General features: G+C 71.2%; 13 protein-coding genes. 4 read left to right on the top strand and 9 right to left on the bottom strand.

Going from position 1 to position 13,807, the window contains the following annotated elements:
* Nucleotides 1-30: 30 nt before the first annotated feature.
* Genes U2P90_RS18425 through U2P90_RS18405 form a run of 5 tightly spaced genes read right to left on the bottom strand, consistent with a single transcriptional unit; the run spans nucleotide 31 to nucleotide 4,292 of the window.
* Nucleotides 31-1,011, bottom strand: coding sequence for a PIG-L deacetylase family protein (locus U2P90_RS18425; RefSeq protein WP_322474825.1), 981 nt, complete (start codon nucleotides 1,009-1,011; stop codon nucleotides 31-33).
* On the bottom strand, nucleotides 1,008-1,676 hold the full coding sequence (locus tag U2P90_RS18420) for a hypothetical protein (RefSeq protein ID WP_322474824.1): 669 nt from the start codon (nucleotides 1,674-1,676) through the stop codon (nucleotides 1,008-1,010). Before U2P90_RS18420 ends, U2P90_RS18425 begins: the two co-directional genes overlap by 4 nt.
* Nucleotides 1,673-2,965, bottom strand: a complete 1,293-nt coding sequence (locus tag U2P90_RS18415; RefSeq protein ID WP_322474823.1) for a sensor histidine kinase — start codon at nucleotides 2,963-2,965, stop codon at nucleotides 1,673-1,675. Before U2P90_RS18415 ends, U2P90_RS18420 begins: the two co-directional genes overlap by 4 nt.
* A complete protein-coding gene (locus U2P90_RS18410; RefSeq protein ID WP_322474822.1) occupies nucleotides 2,962-3,633 on the bottom strand; it encodes a response regulator transcription factor in 672 nt (223 codons plus the stop codon). Before U2P90_RS18410 ends, U2P90_RS18415 begins: the two co-directional genes overlap by 4 nt.
* Nucleotides 3,633-4,292, bottom strand: a complete 660-nt coding sequence (locus U2P90_RS18405) for a phosphatase PAP2 family protein (RefSeq protein WP_322474821.1) — start codon at nucleotides 4,290-4,292, stop codon at nucleotides 3,633-3,635. Before U2P90_RS18405 ends, U2P90_RS18410 begins: the two co-directional genes overlap by 1 nt.
* Nucleotides 4,293-4,406: 114 nt before the next feature.
* On the opposite strand from U2P90_RS18405, the gene U2P90_RS18400 reads away from it, so the two are divergent.
* The 4 genes from U2P90_RS18400 to U2P90_RS18385 all read left to right on the top strand — a co-directional run bounded on the left by U2P90_RS18400 (nucleotide 4,407) and on the right by U2P90_RS18385 (nucleotide 7,787).
* Entirely contained in the window at nucleotides 4,407-5,474 is a 1,068-nt protein-coding gene (locus tag U2P90_RS18400) for a S8 family serine peptidase (protein ID WP_322474820.1), read from the top strand.
* A gap of 221 nt (nucleotides 5,475-5,695) precedes the next feature.
* A complete protein-coding gene (locus U2P90_RS18395; RefSeq protein WP_322474819.1) occupies nucleotides 5,696-6,022 on the top strand; it encodes a hypothetical protein in 327 nt (108 codons plus the stop codon).
* A 37-nt stretch (nucleotides 6,023-6,059) separates the two neighbouring features.
* The gene (locus tag U2P90_RS18390; protein WP_322474818.1) at nucleotides 6,060-6,476 is read left to right on the top strand and encodes a hypothetical protein; all 417 of its coding nucleotides are present in this window, start codon (nucleotides 6,060-6,062) and stop codon (nucleotides 6,474-6,476) included.
* 78 nt (nucleotides 6,477-6,554) lie between these two features.
* Nucleotides 6,555-7,787, top strand: a complete 1,233-nt coding sequence (locus tag U2P90_RS18385; protein ID WP_322474817.1) for an RNA-guided endonuclease InsQ/TnpB family protein — start codon at nucleotides 6,555-6,557, stop codon at nucleotides 7,785-7,787.
* Between the two features lie 311 nt (nucleotides 7,788-8,098).
* Here the strand turns inward: U2P90_RS18385 and cydB are convergent, their stop codons facing one another.
* From cydB to U2P90_RS18365, 4 genes are read right to left on the bottom strand one after another with little or no spacing between them, the layout of a single operon-like run.
* Nucleotides 8,099-9,157: a cytochrome d ubiquinol oxidase subunit II gene (cydB, locus tag U2P90_RS18380; protein ID WP_322474816.1), complete on the bottom strand. Its 1,059-nt coding sequence runs from the start codon at nucleotides 9,155-9,157 to the stop codon at nucleotides 8,099-8,101.
* Nucleotides 9,154-10,569, bottom strand: a complete 1,416-nt coding sequence (locus tag U2P90_RS18375) for a cytochrome ubiquinol oxidase subunit I (RefSeq protein ID WP_322474815.1) — start codon at nucleotides 10,567-10,569, stop codon at nucleotides 9,154-9,156. The genes cydB and U2P90_RS18375 overlap by 4 nt, the downstream gene beginning before the upstream one ends.
* Nucleotides 10,566-12,167, bottom strand: a complete 1,602-nt coding sequence (locus U2P90_RS18370) for an amino acid ABC transporter ATP-binding/permease protein (protein ID WP_322474814.1) — start codon at nucleotides 12,165-12,167, stop codon at nucleotides 10,566-10,568. Before U2P90_RS18370 ends, U2P90_RS18375 begins: the two co-directional genes overlap by 4 nt.
* On the bottom strand, nucleotides 12,164-13,783 hold the full coding sequence (locus tag U2P90_RS18365; RefSeq protein ID WP_322474813.1) for an ABC transporter ATP-binding protein/permease: 1,620 nt from the start codon (nucleotides 13,781-13,783) through the stop codon (nucleotides 12,164-12,166). Before U2P90_RS18365 ends, U2P90_RS18370 begins: the two co-directional genes overlap by 4 nt.
* Nucleotides 13,784-13,807 lie beyond the last annotated feature (24 nt).

Raw genomic sequence — 13,807 nt, 5'->3', positions numbered from 1 at the left:
GCGGGTTCAGTGACGTCGGCGCCTCCCACCTCAAGGCGGGGCGACGGGCGCCTCGGGCAACGGCTCAGCGCTCAGCAGCTCGTTTTTCCGCACGAAGGCCCGCATGAAGCGCCCCATGACGCGGGTCTGGGTCTGGTAGGTCTCGACGGCGGCGCGCTTGGCCTCCTCCTGGGCCGGCGTCAGATCCACCCGTGTCCAGGGCAGGCCGCGGGCCAGCGGCGGCACGGTCAGGGGCAGCTGGGGGTGCAGCCCTTTGGGCACCGGCCATTCCAGCCCGCCGTGCACCACCCAAAAGCGCAGGCGCCCCTCCTGCTGACGCTCGCCCAGCAGCCGCAGCGCGATGTAGGTGAGCGTGTGGTGGTCAGGGTGGAAATCCTGCGGCGCGGGGGCCAGCACCACGTCCGGCCGCACCCGGTCGAGCACCCGCCTGAGATCGGCTTCCAGGGCGCGCCCGGTGTAGGGCGCGCCGGGACTCAGGGCGCCCCGCACGTAGACGGCTGCCGCGCCGCTGGCCGGCGAGGTGTAGGGCTCGTCGTAATTGGCCGTGAACAGCCGGAAGAGTCCACCGTCCGGGTAGCCCAGCATGTAGGTGCGCTCGGGCGGCACCCCCAGCACCCCGGCGGCGCGGCGCGCCTCGAGCGCCCGGACGTTGCCCAGGGCCTGCATGTCCTGCGAGGTGGGGTCGAGCACCCGGCGGGTCAGGATCACGTCGAACTCGAAGCCGTCCCCGGCGGTGGCCCAGGCGACCGACACCTGGGCGCCAGCCACCCGGGCCTGCTGGATGATCCCCGCGCAGCACAGCGTCTCGTCGTCCGGGTGGGGTGAGAGGATCAGCACCCGCTGCCCGGCCCGGAAGGCGGGCGCGGCAGGCAGGGCCGCGACCCGGTCGGCGCTGCCGTCAAAGAGCCGTGCTACCTGGGGCAGGTTGATCCAGGCGGCCAAGGCGAGCAGTGTCCCGGCCAGGGCGGCCAGCAGCAGCGCGCGGGGTGGGGGGCGCCTCAGGCGGGTCATCGGAGGATGTTGACCGCGCGGCTGGCAACCAGCACGACGGTGAGCATGGATGTGGAGGCCTGCACGGTCATCAGCCCCTTGGCCCGGCGGGTCAGCGGCAGGGTGTCGGTCGGGCTGAAGGCGGAGGCGTTGGTAAAGGCCACGAACAGATAATCCAGGTATTCCGGTCGCCAGTCGGCCGGAGCGAGTCCGGGTACAGTGCGCTGCGGGAAGAGGAAGTCCAATGGCGCCCCCGGGTCGCCACGGCCAAGCGGCCCACCCTGATCGAGTTCCCAGTACCACAGCGAGAACACCAGCACGTTGGTCACCCAGATGCTCAGCGCGCCGGCGAGCAGCGCCGTGGCACCGGGGCCACCGCCCCGCAGCAGGCCGAGCACCAGCAGTGTCAGGGAGGCCAGGTTGCCCAGGTGAAGCAGTCCGATCATGCCCACGGCGAGCGCGCGCACCAGCCGCGCGCTGTCCATGTCCACGGCCCGGCGGCCCAGATGCACCAGGCGGTGGCGCGCCCGGCCGCGCAGCAGGCTCAGCGGGAGCAGCAGCAGCGTCTCGAGTCCGGGCAGCAGCCAAGTCGGCCCGAAGGTGAGCTGCTCACTTAGCGTGAGGTTCAGCCCGATTACCGCGATCACCGCGAGTCGGGCGGGCCACAGCGACTCGGGCGCCCTCATGACGCTGCCGGGAAGCGCAGGGTGACCTGGAAGCCGTGCTCACTCCACCCGGGCTCGAGCCGGGCCCCCCAGCGTGCGGCGAGTGTGGCCACCAGCGCCAGGCCCAGCCCGCTGCCGCTGACGCCCTGCACGCCGGATCCGCGCTCGAAGGGCTGAAGCAGCCGGGGCCACTGGGCCGGGTCGGGGCCGGGGCCGGTATCCTGCACAATCAGGGTCTGCGGGCGCACCACCACCCGGATCTCGGGGCCGACTCCGTATTTCAGGGCGTTCTCCAGCAGGTTGCTCAGGACGCGTTCCAGTCCGGCCGCGTCGGCCTGCACCCAGCTCTCCTCCAGATCGAGCCGCACCACCTGGCCCTGCTCGGCGGCCGCCGCCTCGAACTGCTCGCTCACCTGGATGGCGATGGAAGCCAGTTCGACCCGCTCCAGCGGAGCTGGCGCGTCGGTACGCGCCAGAGCCAGCAGGCCCTCGGTGAGGCGGCCCAGGGCGTCGACCCGGCCCTGCATGCTGCGCAGGGCCTTCTCGTATTCGGCGGCGTCGCGGGGCCGCTCCAGGGTCAGGTCGAGGCGGCCGCGCAGGGCAGTCAGCGGCGTGCGCAGCTCGTGGGCGGCAGTGCGGGCGAACTGCTTCTCGCGCTCGATGGTGCCAGCGAGCCGGTCGAGCATGGTGTTGACGGTGCGGGTCAGCCGGGCCATCTCGTCGCCGCCCGGGGCCTGCGGCACCCGCTGGGCGTAATCGCCCTGGCCGGCGATCAGCTCGGCTGTGCGGGCGACTGCGTCGACCGGCCGTAGGGCGCGGTTGGCCAGCCAGTAGCCGCCCCCGCAGGCGGCCAGGATCATGCCGCCGCTGCCCAGCAGCAGCAGCCGGGCCAAGGTGTCGAGAAACTCGCTGAGCGTCTCGCTGGGCCGTGAAACCCTCAGGTACAGGCCCTCCACCTGCTGGGTGAGCACCCGGCGCTCGGCGGTGGTGCTCAGGCCGGGCCGCAGCTCACCCACCGGCCCCTCGTCGCCGTCCCCGACCTGGGCCAGCGGCGTGCCGTCGGGGCGGTACAGTTCGATGTGCAGGTCACCGGCCGGGCGCAGCTGCGGGGCGAAGCTCGCCGCGGTGCCGGCCGTCATGATGCTGGCCCGCGCCACGCTGGCCGTCTCGCGCAGGGTGGTGTCGAGGGACGCGGTCAGCGCGCTACGGGCCGCGAAGAACACCCCACCGCCGCCGAGCAGCACGGTCACCGTGAACACCAGCACATACCCCAGGGTGAGCTTGACACGCAGGCTCAGGCGCTGAATCACTCCGGCCGTCCCAGGCGGTAGCCCACCCCGCGCAGGGTATCGATCAGGGCGTCGTCGGTCTTGCGGCGGATGGTGCTGACGTACACGTCGATCACCTTGGGTTCGACCCCGCTCTCCCCGCTCCAGAGCCGGTCGATAATCTCGTCGCGGGTAAAGGCCCGCCCCGCGTTGAGGCCCAGCAACTCCAGCAGCCCGAACTCCCGGCGGGTCAGGTCAGCGCGCACGCCGGCCCGGTACAGCTCCCGGCCGCCCAGATCCATCACCCAGCCGCCGGGCAGGGGCAGGGTGTTCTGGGCGTTGCCGCCCGCCCGGCGCAGCAGCGCCCGGACGCGCGCGCGCAGTTCCCGGAAGGCAAACGGCTTGACCAGGTAATCGTCTCCACCCGCCTCCAGACCCTCGACCCGGTCTTCGACGGTGCCGCGCGCCGTGAGATAGAGGATCGGCGTGTGTACCCCCTGCTCCCGCAGGCGGCGGCCGAGCTGGTAGCCGGCGTCGATGCCCTCGGGCAGCATGACGTCCAGGATCAGCAGGCTGAAGGGGAAGAGGTGGGCGAGTTCCTCGCCCTCGGTGGCGCTGGCGGCGTGGTCGCAGTCGTAGCCGTCCTCGCTCAGACCGTCGCGCAGCAGCTCGGCGATGTGTGGATCGTCCTCGACGATCAAGACGCGCATCAGCGGCCCCCCGCCCGGTCGGGGCGCAGCAGCAGCAAGAGGCCCAGCACACTCACCATCGCCGTCAGTATCCCGGCCAGCACGTCGCTTGGATAGTGGACGCCCAGCACGACCCTTGAGAGCGCCATCAGGGCGGCGTAGGCTGCGCCGACCGTGACCACCAGCCAGCGCCGCGGCGTGTGCCAGGCCAACACGCCCAGCACCAGGGCCAGCGCCGCCGCCACGGTGGTGTGCCCACTGGGAAAGGCGTAGCCATGCTCGGGCACCACGCGCGGCCAGAGGTCGGGCCGGGATCGCTCGAAAAGCTGCTTGAGGCCCCACTGCACGCCGGTGGCCCCCCACAGGGCCAGCCCCGCGAACACGGCTTGGGGCCGGCGGCGGGTCAGCCACAGGGCGGCGGGCAACGCCACCAGCACGGGCCACATCACCAGCGGGCTGCCGAGGACGTGGAGGCCCTGGCTCAGTGCCACCAGCCAGGCCGGGCTGTGCAGGTGCAGCCACAGCATGGCGGCCAGTTCCGGGGAGAAGGGCTCGCGTTCGAGCACCTCAGCGCCCAGGGCGCCCAGCACGCCGAGCGGCAGCGCGACGCCGCCCAGCGTGAGGGCCGCGCCCGGGGCGCGCCAGGGAAGACGGGGAACGCGGCGAAACAGGGTGGACATGCCCGCAGTGTGGCCGGATCAGGTAAAGCGCCGGTATACCTGGGTATGGGCACGTTATACCCGCCCTCAACCTCCGTGCTGCAGGCTCGGGTCATGCACCGGCGGCGAGTGTGGATGACAGGAGGACTGCTCGCAGCGGCGGCTCTGGCAGGAGGCTGGATCCAGGAGCGCCACGAGGTGTCCTGGGATCTGGCTGCAATCCAGCTGCCCGCACTGGAGACGCGCGTGGGCGCGCCGGCCGTCACGGTGGCCATCCTCGACACCGGCCTGTCGGCGCAGCCTCAGCTGAACGGGGTGCAGCGCTCCGGCTACGACTTCATCAGCGACCCCCGCACCGCCGGGGACGGCGGCGGCCGCGATCCCCAGGCCTGGGCCTCCCGCGGCGGAGTGGGCTACCACGGCACAGCGGTCGCTGGCCTGGTTCATCAGGTCAATCCGTCCGCCCGCTTGCTGCACGTCCGGATCATCGGCCGGGCCGACACCGCCACGCTGGCCGACGCCCTGGACGGGCTGCGCTGGGCGGCGGGGCTGCCGGTGCCGGGGGTGCCAGCCAATCCGTTTCCGGCCCGCGTGATCAACGCCTCGTTCAAGCTCAAGGATGTCCCCTACACCGGCTGCGCCCCGGCCATGCAGCGCGCGGTGGACGAGGTGATCGCCCACGGCAGCGTGATCGTCGCCGCCGCCGGCAATTCACGCGCCGCTGCCGCGCGCTACACCCCGGGAGGCTGCCGGGGGGTCATCACGGTGGCCGCGACGGGCACCCAGGGCCGCCGGGCCCCCTACTCCAACTGGGGCGCGGCCGTGGCCCTGGCGGCCCCGGGCGGCACCGCCACCGAGCGCATCGATGTGCTGCTGCCGGGCGGCGGCGAGGCCGAGAGAACCGGCACCAGTTTCGCGGCGCCGCTGGTGGCCGGCGCCGCCAGCCTGCTGGTCGCCGAACACCCTGGCCTGCGCCCAACCGAGGTCTCGGCCATCCTCCGGCACAGTGCCCGGCCCTTTGCCGGCGGGCAGTGCGACCAACTCCGTGCGCGTTCATGCGGCGCCGGTGTGCTAGACGTCCGCGCGGCGTTGGGGCTGGCTTCCGGCTGGGCCGCAGCGACCCGACCTGAACACGGTCGGCCACTGCCCGCACGGCCGGATGCCAGGGGCAGGTTCGACCCACAGGGGCCGGGCTCCTCCTGACGTGATACGGATTCCGATTGAATTCCGTTGAAAACGGGATGAAATCCGACCGGAGGGAGGAGGAGTCCGTATGAGCGCCAGTTCACCTGGCCCGGTGTCCAGTCCGCCTGTCCCCTTGCTTCACTGCGCAGGGCCGTGGTTGAAGCCGCCCAGGGCTTCAACCACGGCTCCATCCGCCACGTACTGTGTCTATCAACCTCCTGCGCACCCTAACTGTGTCGGTGACCCCGACGCTGGCCCAGCGCCCGCCTACACCGGCCCCGGCGGCGGGCCGGCAGGTGGAGCCGGGCGACCGGACGTTGCGGCCGATCCCCGACGCCCAGGGCGCTGTCCAGCTCATCATGCCAGCGCGCTGCCGTCACGCGCGCTGCGGACTGGTGGTTGTCCCGCACGGCCGGGGCGGGCAGGCCCTGGACGGCGTCACGCATCCACCCTCCGGCACGCTCCCCGACGTCATTGACGCTCAGGGCTACGTGCTGCTGTGCAACGACAGCGGGCGCGAGACCCGGGGCAGTCCCGTCATACTGACCGCCATCGGGACGGTCTAGCAGGCCTCCCGGCCGAACGACCAGGGCAACGGTCTCGATGGGTGGCCTGCCCGCTACCCTGACGGCCTACTCCCAGACCCTGGGGCCGGTGCGGGCCAGCGCCAGCGTGGCCGGGCGGGTCAACCTCAAGGACACCGTGCGCACCTCACAGCGGCGCGGCCAGAGTGTGCGCCGGGCCTACGGCGGCGCCAGCTTGAGTGGCCATGACCCGGTCAACGACTTCGCCCGGTTCAGAGGTCGCCTGACCCCGCTCCTGACAGTCGTCAGTCCGCAGGGCACCGGTGTCGCCAGCGCCGCCAACGGGGAGCGTCTGGCCGTGCTGGCCAGGCGGGTCGGCGCCGACGTCCGGGTCGTGCCGGTGAAGGGGCCCCACCTGTTCGGCGGTTACATGAACGCGGGGATCGGCCGCCAGATCGGAGAATTCTTCAGCGCCGTCACCCGCGGAGCCCTGTGACTTCAGTCATGGGAGGAGCGGGTGGCCCACCGGAGGTGGGCTCTGATTCTTCAACGCATTCAATAATATCTTTCTTCTGTGAAGGGTGTCCGCTCTGCCAAGCTGAAGCTGGTCTGCTCCCCGGAGCAGGCGGCCCGGCTGCGCGGGGTGACGACGGCGTACCGCGCCGCGCAGAACCACTGCTCGCAGTGGGCCTTCACGAACGGCAAGACGCCCAGCGGCATCGCCATCCAGAAGGGCTGCTACACCTTCATCCGCGCCGAATACGGGCTGGCCTCACAGCTCGCCTGCTCGGTGCGCGACTTGGTGTTGGCGGCCTACAAGACGCTGTGGACTACCACGAAGCAATCGGTCGCCCGACTCAAAACCGCTCAGGGGCAGGCGAACCGTAAGGGTCGTCTTCCCCGGCTCTACCGCGGTCTCGACACCGCGCCAGTCTTCAAAGCCCTGACCCTCGAGTACCACTACGGCCGGGACTACTCCTTCAAGAAGGATCGTCAGGTCTCGGTGATGACCCTTGAAGGCCGGATGACGCTCGGGTACTACGGGTGGAATGCCCACCTCGAAGACCTCCAGCACCCGGACACCGACATTGGTGCGGCGAAGCTGTGGTACGACAAGCCCAAGAAGCAGTGGTACTTGTTGGTGGCCTACACGGTCGATACCGTCGTAAAGCCCCGTGAACTCCAACAGGTCGTTGGAGTGGACGTCGGTCAGCGCTACCACGCGGTCACCAAGGTGATGGATCCGAGCAGTGACGGAGCCGTCACGATGTTTGAAGGGAGGACGCACCGCAAGAAAGCCGATCACTACCAGCACCTCAGGACGAAGTTGCAAGCCAAAGGCACCCGGAGCGCGACGCGGAGACTGGTTTCCGTCAGCGTCCGGGAGAGACGGTTCACGGCTGACCGCAACCACGTCCTCGCCCGCATGATCATCGATTCGCATCCCTGGGCCCTGATCGGCATGGAGAAACTCGCCCACATCCGGGAGCGCGTGGGGCGGGCCAGCTCGAAGAAGGCATCGGTCAAGCAGCGCCGCGCCAACCGGGTGCGGTCGACCTGGAGCTACGCGGCGCCGCGGGCGATGGTGGCCTACAAGGCGCCATTGGCCGGCTCGCTAGTGATCGCGGTCGATCCGAAGTACACCTCGCAGACCTGTCCGAGGTGCGCCCACGCCAGTCGGGAGAACCGCCCCGCTGGTGGCGAGCAGTTCACCTGCGTGACCTGTGGCTACCAGGGGCATGCGGACGTGGTGGGGGCGATCAACGTGGGCCTGCGGGCGTGGCGATGGAAAGAAGAACAGGAGTAGGATTCGGGGCCCTTGTCGACGGCCCCCAGCCGAGAGGCTGAAGACGTGACGTCCGGTGACGCTGAAGGCAGGTCCATCCCTGCATCTGACGCTGAGGGCAGTCACAAGCTCGCGACTTTAGTCATGGGTGGTTGACCGCCCATCCCTGAGGTTCCGGGGTTCACGAATTCCGCTCATACCAACTCCGATTGAATCCCGCACATGTACGGGTTCAATCCGACCGAAGGGAGAAGGAGAAAGCACGGACTGAAGGGAGATGGACGTGCATGGGGTGCTGTCCCGGATACACGTCCATCTTCCTTCAGTCCGTATCACCCCGGTTCCTCCCGGGGCTCCGACAACACGCTGCCCGTCCCCTCGGGGAGGGAGCTGAGGCGCTGCCGGAAGACCCAGTAGTTCCAGACCTGATAGCCGATGATCAGGGGCAAGAAGGCCAGCGCGACCCAGCTCAGCAGCTGCAGCGTGTAGGGCGCCGAGGCGCTGCTGTGCACCGTCAGGGTATACGCGCCGCCCAGGGTGCTCGGCAAGACGCTGGGATAGAGACTCAGGAAGATGGTCGCGGTCGAGGCCACGATGGTCAGGCCGGTGGCCACGAAAGCCAGCGTGTCGCGCCGTAAGATCAGGGCGAGCCAGATCAGCCCCAGATTCAGGGCGGCCGCGGCCGGAAACACCCACTCGGCCAGGCCGAAGGAGCGGAACAGGCCGCGGCCCACAAAGCCGGTGTACACGAACGCCAGCACCAGGCCAGAGGCGAGCGCGCCCCATGTCAGCGCGGCCCGGTGTGCGCGGGCGTGCAGGGGGTCTTCACGGTTCAGCCGCAGCAGCAGGAACGTCGCGCCGTGCAGCACGAACAGGCTGAGGGTGGCCAGACCTCCCAGCACGCTGAACAGGTCAAAGGCGTCTTGCGGAGTGCCCTGAAAACGGCCCCCGACGCCGATGGGCAGACCCCGAACCAGGTTGGTCATGATCACCCCCCACAGGAAGGCGGGCAGGGCGTTGCAGACAAATGAGGTGACGTCCCAGAACGTCCGCCAGCGTCGGTGATCGACCTCGGCCCGGTACTCGAAGGCCACGCCCCGCCCGATGAGGGCCAGCAGGATCAGCGTGAACAGCGGGTAGAGCGCACTCAGCAGGGCGCCGTACCACAGTGGGAAGGCCGCGAAGATCACGCTGGCGGCCAGGATCACCCAGACCTCGTTGGCCGCCCAGAAGGGGCCCACCGCGCCGATCAGGGCGCGGCGCTGCGCCTCGTTGCGGGCCAGGAACGGCTGCAGCACCCCCACCCCGAAGTCAAACCCGTCTAGGAAGAAGTAGATGGTGAAGGTCAGGGCCGTCAGGACGAACCAGAGGGTCGGCAGGTCGGGGCTCACGGGGCGCCCCCTTCAGGCAGGTAGCTGGGCCCAGGGATGGAGGCCGTCTGGGCGCCGGGCTCGTGCAATCCCGCGCGGGCGGTCTTGGTCAGCAGGAACACGTCCAGTCCGATCAGGGTCAGGTACACGATCCAGAACGCACCCAGCGAGAGCAGCACCGTCAGTGGGCTCAGTGGGCTGACCGCATCGGCGGTGCGTAGCAGTCCCTGCACCACCCAGGGCTGGCGTCCCATTTCAGTGGCGATGAAGCCGCTGAAGTTGGCCAGATGCGGCGCCAGCGGCATGATCAGCAGCAGGCCATACAGGCGGCCAGGGTCGTCCAGCCGGCCCCGCCGCCAGCGCCAGACGGAGATCAGACTGACCAGCAGCATCACGCCGCCCAGTCCCACCATCACCCGAAAGGCCCAGTAGACCTGCCAGACCGGCGGAATGTAATTGCCGGGGCCGTACTTCGCCGCGTACTCCCGCTGCAGGTCGTTGAGGCCCTGCGCCTTCTGGCTGAAATTGTTGAAGGCCAGGAACGAGCCGACGTAAGGGACGGAAATCTCGAAGCGGTTTTCTCTCAAGGTGTTGCTGGGCAGCGCCAGCAGGCTCTCGGGCATCTGGGTGCCGCCCGGCGTGTCCCACAGGGCGCTGAACGCCGCGTACTTCATGGGCTGGTCGCGCACCGCGCTCTGGCCCTGGATGTGCCCGGCCGCCGTGACCCCCAGGGAACCGATCAGTGCGGTGAGCAGCGCCACTTTGAAGCTGACGCGGAAGGCGTCTACGTGGTGCTTCCGGCGCAGGTGATAGGCGCTGACGGCCAGCACGAAGAAGGCCGCCACCGTCAGGCCGCCCGTCCAGATGTGCGCGAACCACTGCAGACCCTTGGGATTGAGCACGATCGCCAGCGCGTCGGTCATCACGGCCCGGCCGCCCACGATCTCGAACCCCACCGGACGCTGCATCCAGGCGTTGGCGATGATGATCCAGAACGCACTCACGCTGGTACCCAGGGCCACGATCCAGATGCAGGCCAGCGAGGCCCACGCCGGCAGCTTGCCCTTGCCGAACCACCACAGCCCCAGGAAGGTGCTCTCCAGGAAGAAGGCCATCAGAACCTCGAGGGCCAGGGGCACCCCGAAGATGTTGCCCACGAAGTTGGAAAAGACCTGCCAGTTCATGCCGAACTGGAACTCCTGCACGATGCCGGTCACCACGCCCACCGCGAAATTGATGAAGAACAGGTGCCCGAAAAAGCGGGTCAGGTTCTCCAGTTTTGGATCGCCCGTGCGGTGGGCCAGCGTCTGGAGGACGGCGATGATCAGCGCGAAGCCGACCGTGAAGGGCACGAAGAAGTAGTGGAAGATGCTTGTGGTCGCGAACTGGAAGCGGGACAGGTCAAGCGCAGTGAAGCCCAGGATGTCGGTCATACAGCGCTCCTCTCAGGGGCAGGCCCTGCGGGGCTGAGAATCCCCTCGTGCAGGACGTACTGGACATCGGCCATCGCCAGCGGCGCCGCGCGGTGCGTCACGATCAGGAGGGCGCGCCCGCGCCGCTCCCGCTCGATGACCTGCAGCGCCCGGGCCTCGGCCTCGTCGTCCAGGAAGGCGGTGGGTTCATCCAGCAGCAGGGCCTCGGAGGGTTTTAGGAGCGCGCGGGCCAGACTGACACGCGCCCGCTGCCCACCACTCAGGCGACTGCCGCCCTCGCCCACCCACAGGTCGAGCGGCAGATCGGTCAGGCCGAGGTCGTCGAGCAGGGCGCGCAGCGTCTCGTCCGGGGCCCCATGATCGCCCAGCCGCAGGTTTTCACTCAAGGTGCCGTCCAGCAGCGGCGCGCCCTGCTCGTGCAGACTCAGCCGTCTCCTCAGCGCCGCCGGATCCAGCCCCCTCAGGTCGCGGCCACCGAACGTGACCTGCCCACCGTCCGGATCGAGGTCGCGGCACAGCAGCGCCAGCAGGGTGGTCTTGCCGGCGCCGCTGGCGCCGCTCAGCGCCACACGCTCCCCGGCGGCCAGCCGCAGGCTGACGTCTTCCAGGATGACCCGTCCGGCCCGGCGCAGGCTGACCCGGCGCAGCTCCATCTCGAACGGGCCACCCGGCAGCGGCCAGGGCGCGGCGGGCGCCTGGACGGCAGGCTGCAGCGCCTCCAGGGCCGCCTGACGCTGGGCCGCCACCCGGGCCAGCGCCTGGGCCGCGGGCAGCGCCGAGAGGGGCACCAGCACGTCGACGGCCGTCACGCTGGCCAGCGTCACGGCGGCCAGCACCGCGCCCGGCAGCGCCCCGGCCTCAACCAGGGCGGCGCCGCGCCAGAGCACCCCACCCGCGCACAGGGCAAAGGCCAGATCCCGGCCCAGCGTGAGCTGGCCGCTCAGGCGGCCCTGGGCACGGGCCACCTGCTCGAGTCGCGACTCCAAAGTGGCCAGCGCCGGAGCGTGATGCCGGCCCGCCCCCTCGCCACTGGCGGCCAGCGCGTCGAGCAGGCGGGTGCCGTGTTCCCGGCCCAGCGCCATGTCCTCGGCGGCCAGCCGCTCGACCGGCCCGCGCCGTGCCCAGACCCCGCCGCTGGCCGCCAGCACCGGCAGGGTGGCCAGCAGGGCCAGCGCGGGGTCGATCGTCCACAGCCAGATGCCAAGCGCGCTGACCACGCCCCCGGCGGCCCACAGGGGCAGCACCACGCGCAGCGTCCGGAACTGGGCGGCGTCAATGTCGGCCCCGCCCCGGGACAGCAGGTCGCCGCTGCGTTCATGCGCGTGCAGGTCACGTCCGAAGCGCGCGAGCGTGTCGAAGAGCCGCAGGCGCGCACGTTCACCGGATTGCAGGGCGGCGGCATGCCCGGCAAGGCGCTCGGCGTAGCGCAGCCCGGCGCGGCCCAGGCCCAGCGCCCGCACGGCCGTGACCAGCAGGGTCAGGCTCAGGAAGTCTTCGGGCCGCAGCGCCGAGCGTGAGATCAGCAGCCCCGAGGTGCCGGCCAGCCCCAGCCCGGCCAGCGCGGCCAGCACGCCGAGCAGCGTGGGCCAGGCGGTCATGACGCTCCCCGCGCCGCCAGCGTGGCCTGCTCCCACCCGGCCGGGGCAGGCCGGTGGGTGGCCAGCACCACCGTGCGCCCGGTGCACGCCGCGTCCATGGCCAGGAGGACGCTGCGCTCGCTCTCGGCGTCCAGGTGGGCGGTGACCTCATCGAGCAGCAGCACCCCGGCGCCGGAGAGCAGGGCGCGGGCCAGGGCCAGCCGGGCCGTCTCGCCCCCCGAGAGGCTGACCCCGCCCTCACCCAGCGGCGCGTCCCAGCCACCCGGCAGGGCGCCCAGCACGGGCAGCAGGCCCACCGAGGCGGCGACGGCCATGAGCTCTGCGTCGCTGGCCCCGGGGCGACCCAGCCGCAGGTTGTCGCGCACGCTGGCGGCGATCAGCCGGGGATGCTGCGGCACGTACGCCACCCGCTCCCGCCAGGCGGCGGCGTCGAACTCGTCCAGCGCCTGGCCGTCCACCAGAATCTGCCCGGCGTACGGCGTGTACTTGGCCAGCGCGCACAGCAGCGTCGTCTTGCCGCTGCCGCTGGGGCCCCGCAGCGCCAGCCGGCTGCCGGGCGGCAGGTCGGCGCTCAGGGGCGCCGTGTGGGGACTCAGCTCCGCGTGGGCCGCGCGCAGCTCGAGGTGGCCCGGCCCCCGGGGCCGGTGCGGGCCGCTGGGCCCCGGCACGGTGGACAGCAGCGTCCGCAGCCGGGCCCCCACCGGCTCGGCGTCCAGCGCGGCGTGCCGGTCGGCGCCCAGCTGACGCAGCGGGCCGAAGAACTCCGGCACCAGCATCAGTGCGGCGAGGGTCGGCGCCAGCTGCGCCTCGCCGCCGAAGAGCCGCACGCCGATCCAGACGGCGGCCAGGGCCGTGGCCAGGGTGGCGGCGAAGTCCATCACGAAGCCGCTGAGAAAGGCCACCTTCAGCACTCCCATGGTGGCGGCGCGCTGCGCCGAGGCCGTCCTGGCCAGCACCTCGCGGTAGGCCGGCGTCACCCCGAAGGCATGCAGGGTGGGCAGATGCCGGGTCAGGGTCAGCAGCCGGCCCGCCAGCCGCGTGTGCGCCACCCACTGCCGCTCGGTGGCGGCGTGGGTGGCCAGGCCGACCAGCGCCAGCAGCAGCAGGGTCAGCGGGCCGGTCAGCAGCAGCACGCCGGCGGTGGCCCCGTCCAGGCGCGCCGTGACCGCCAGCACCACGGCGAAGGCCAGCCCCGCGTGGACGGCCGACGGCAGGTAGCGGGCGTACAGCGGCGCGAGCCGGGGGCCCAGTTCGGCGTCCAGGGTCAGCAGCTCGGCGCCGTGGGTGCGCGACAGGGCCACCGGGCCCAGGGCCAGCGCCTGACGGGTCAGGGCGCCGCGCCAGTGGCGGATCATGCGCGCCGCGAGCCCCTGCCCGGCCCACTCGCGGGCCCCCTGGGCCAGGGCCCGGCCCAGCAGCAGGCCGCCCACCCACCACAGCTCGCCCGGCTGCAGCGGCGCGCCGGCCAGCGCGCGCGCGATCGCCTGGGCGATCAGGATGAAGGCGCCGGCGCCCAGGCCCAGGCCCAGCAGGCTCAGGACGGCGCTGAGCCCCAGCCCGTGCCACACCCGGCGGTCATGGGCCAGCCAGCGCAGGGACGACGGGGAACGGGGCACAGTGCGCGCAGTCTGCGCCCCAGG

The organism is Deinococcus sp. AB2017081, from assembly GCF_034440735.1.
In the GTDB taxonomy this organism is placed as follows: Bacteria; Deinococcota; Deinococci; order Deinococcales; family Deinococcaceae; genus Deinococcus; species Deinococcus rufus.
The sequence above is the reverse complement of the archived record's forward strand: the minus strand, read 5'-3'. Positions and strand labels throughout refer to the sequence as shown.

Excerpts from the sequence above, each read along its gene's own strand:
- U2P90_RS18400 (WP_322474820.1), top strand. The coding sequence starts at position 4,407 with ATGACAGGAGGACTGCTCGCAGCGGCGGCTCTGGCAGGAGGCTGGATC.
- U2P90_RS18370 (WP_322474814.1), bottom strand. The coding sequence starts at position 12,167 with ATGACCGCCTGGCCCACGCTGCTCGGCGTGCTGGCCGCGCTGGCCGGG.
- U2P90_RS18375 (WP_322474815.1), bottom strand. The coding sequence starts at position 10,569 with ATGACCGACATCCTGGGCTTCACTGCGCTTGACCTGTCCCGCTTCCAG.
- U2P90_RS18390 (WP_322474818.1), top strand. The coding sequence starts at position 6,060 with ATGGGTGGCCTGCCCGCTACCCTGACGGCCTACTCCCAGACCCTGGGG.
- U2P90_RS18410 (WP_322474822.1), bottom strand. The coding sequence starts at position 3,633 with ATGCGCGTCTTGATCGTCGAGGACGATCCACACATCGCCGAGCTGCTG.
- U2P90_RS18420 (WP_322474824.1), bottom strand. The coding sequence starts at position 1,676 with ATGAGGGCGCCCGAGTCGCTGTGGCCCGCCCGACTCGCGGTGATCGCG.
- U2P90_RS18425 (WP_322474825.1), bottom strand. The coding sequence starts at position 1,011 with ATGACCCGCCTGAGGCGCCCCCCACCCCGCGCGCTGCTGCTGGCCGCC.
- U2P90_RS18405 (WP_322474821.1), bottom strand. The coding sequence starts at position 4,292 with ATGTCCACCCTGTTTCGCCGCGTTCCCCGTCTTCCCTGGCGCGCCCCG.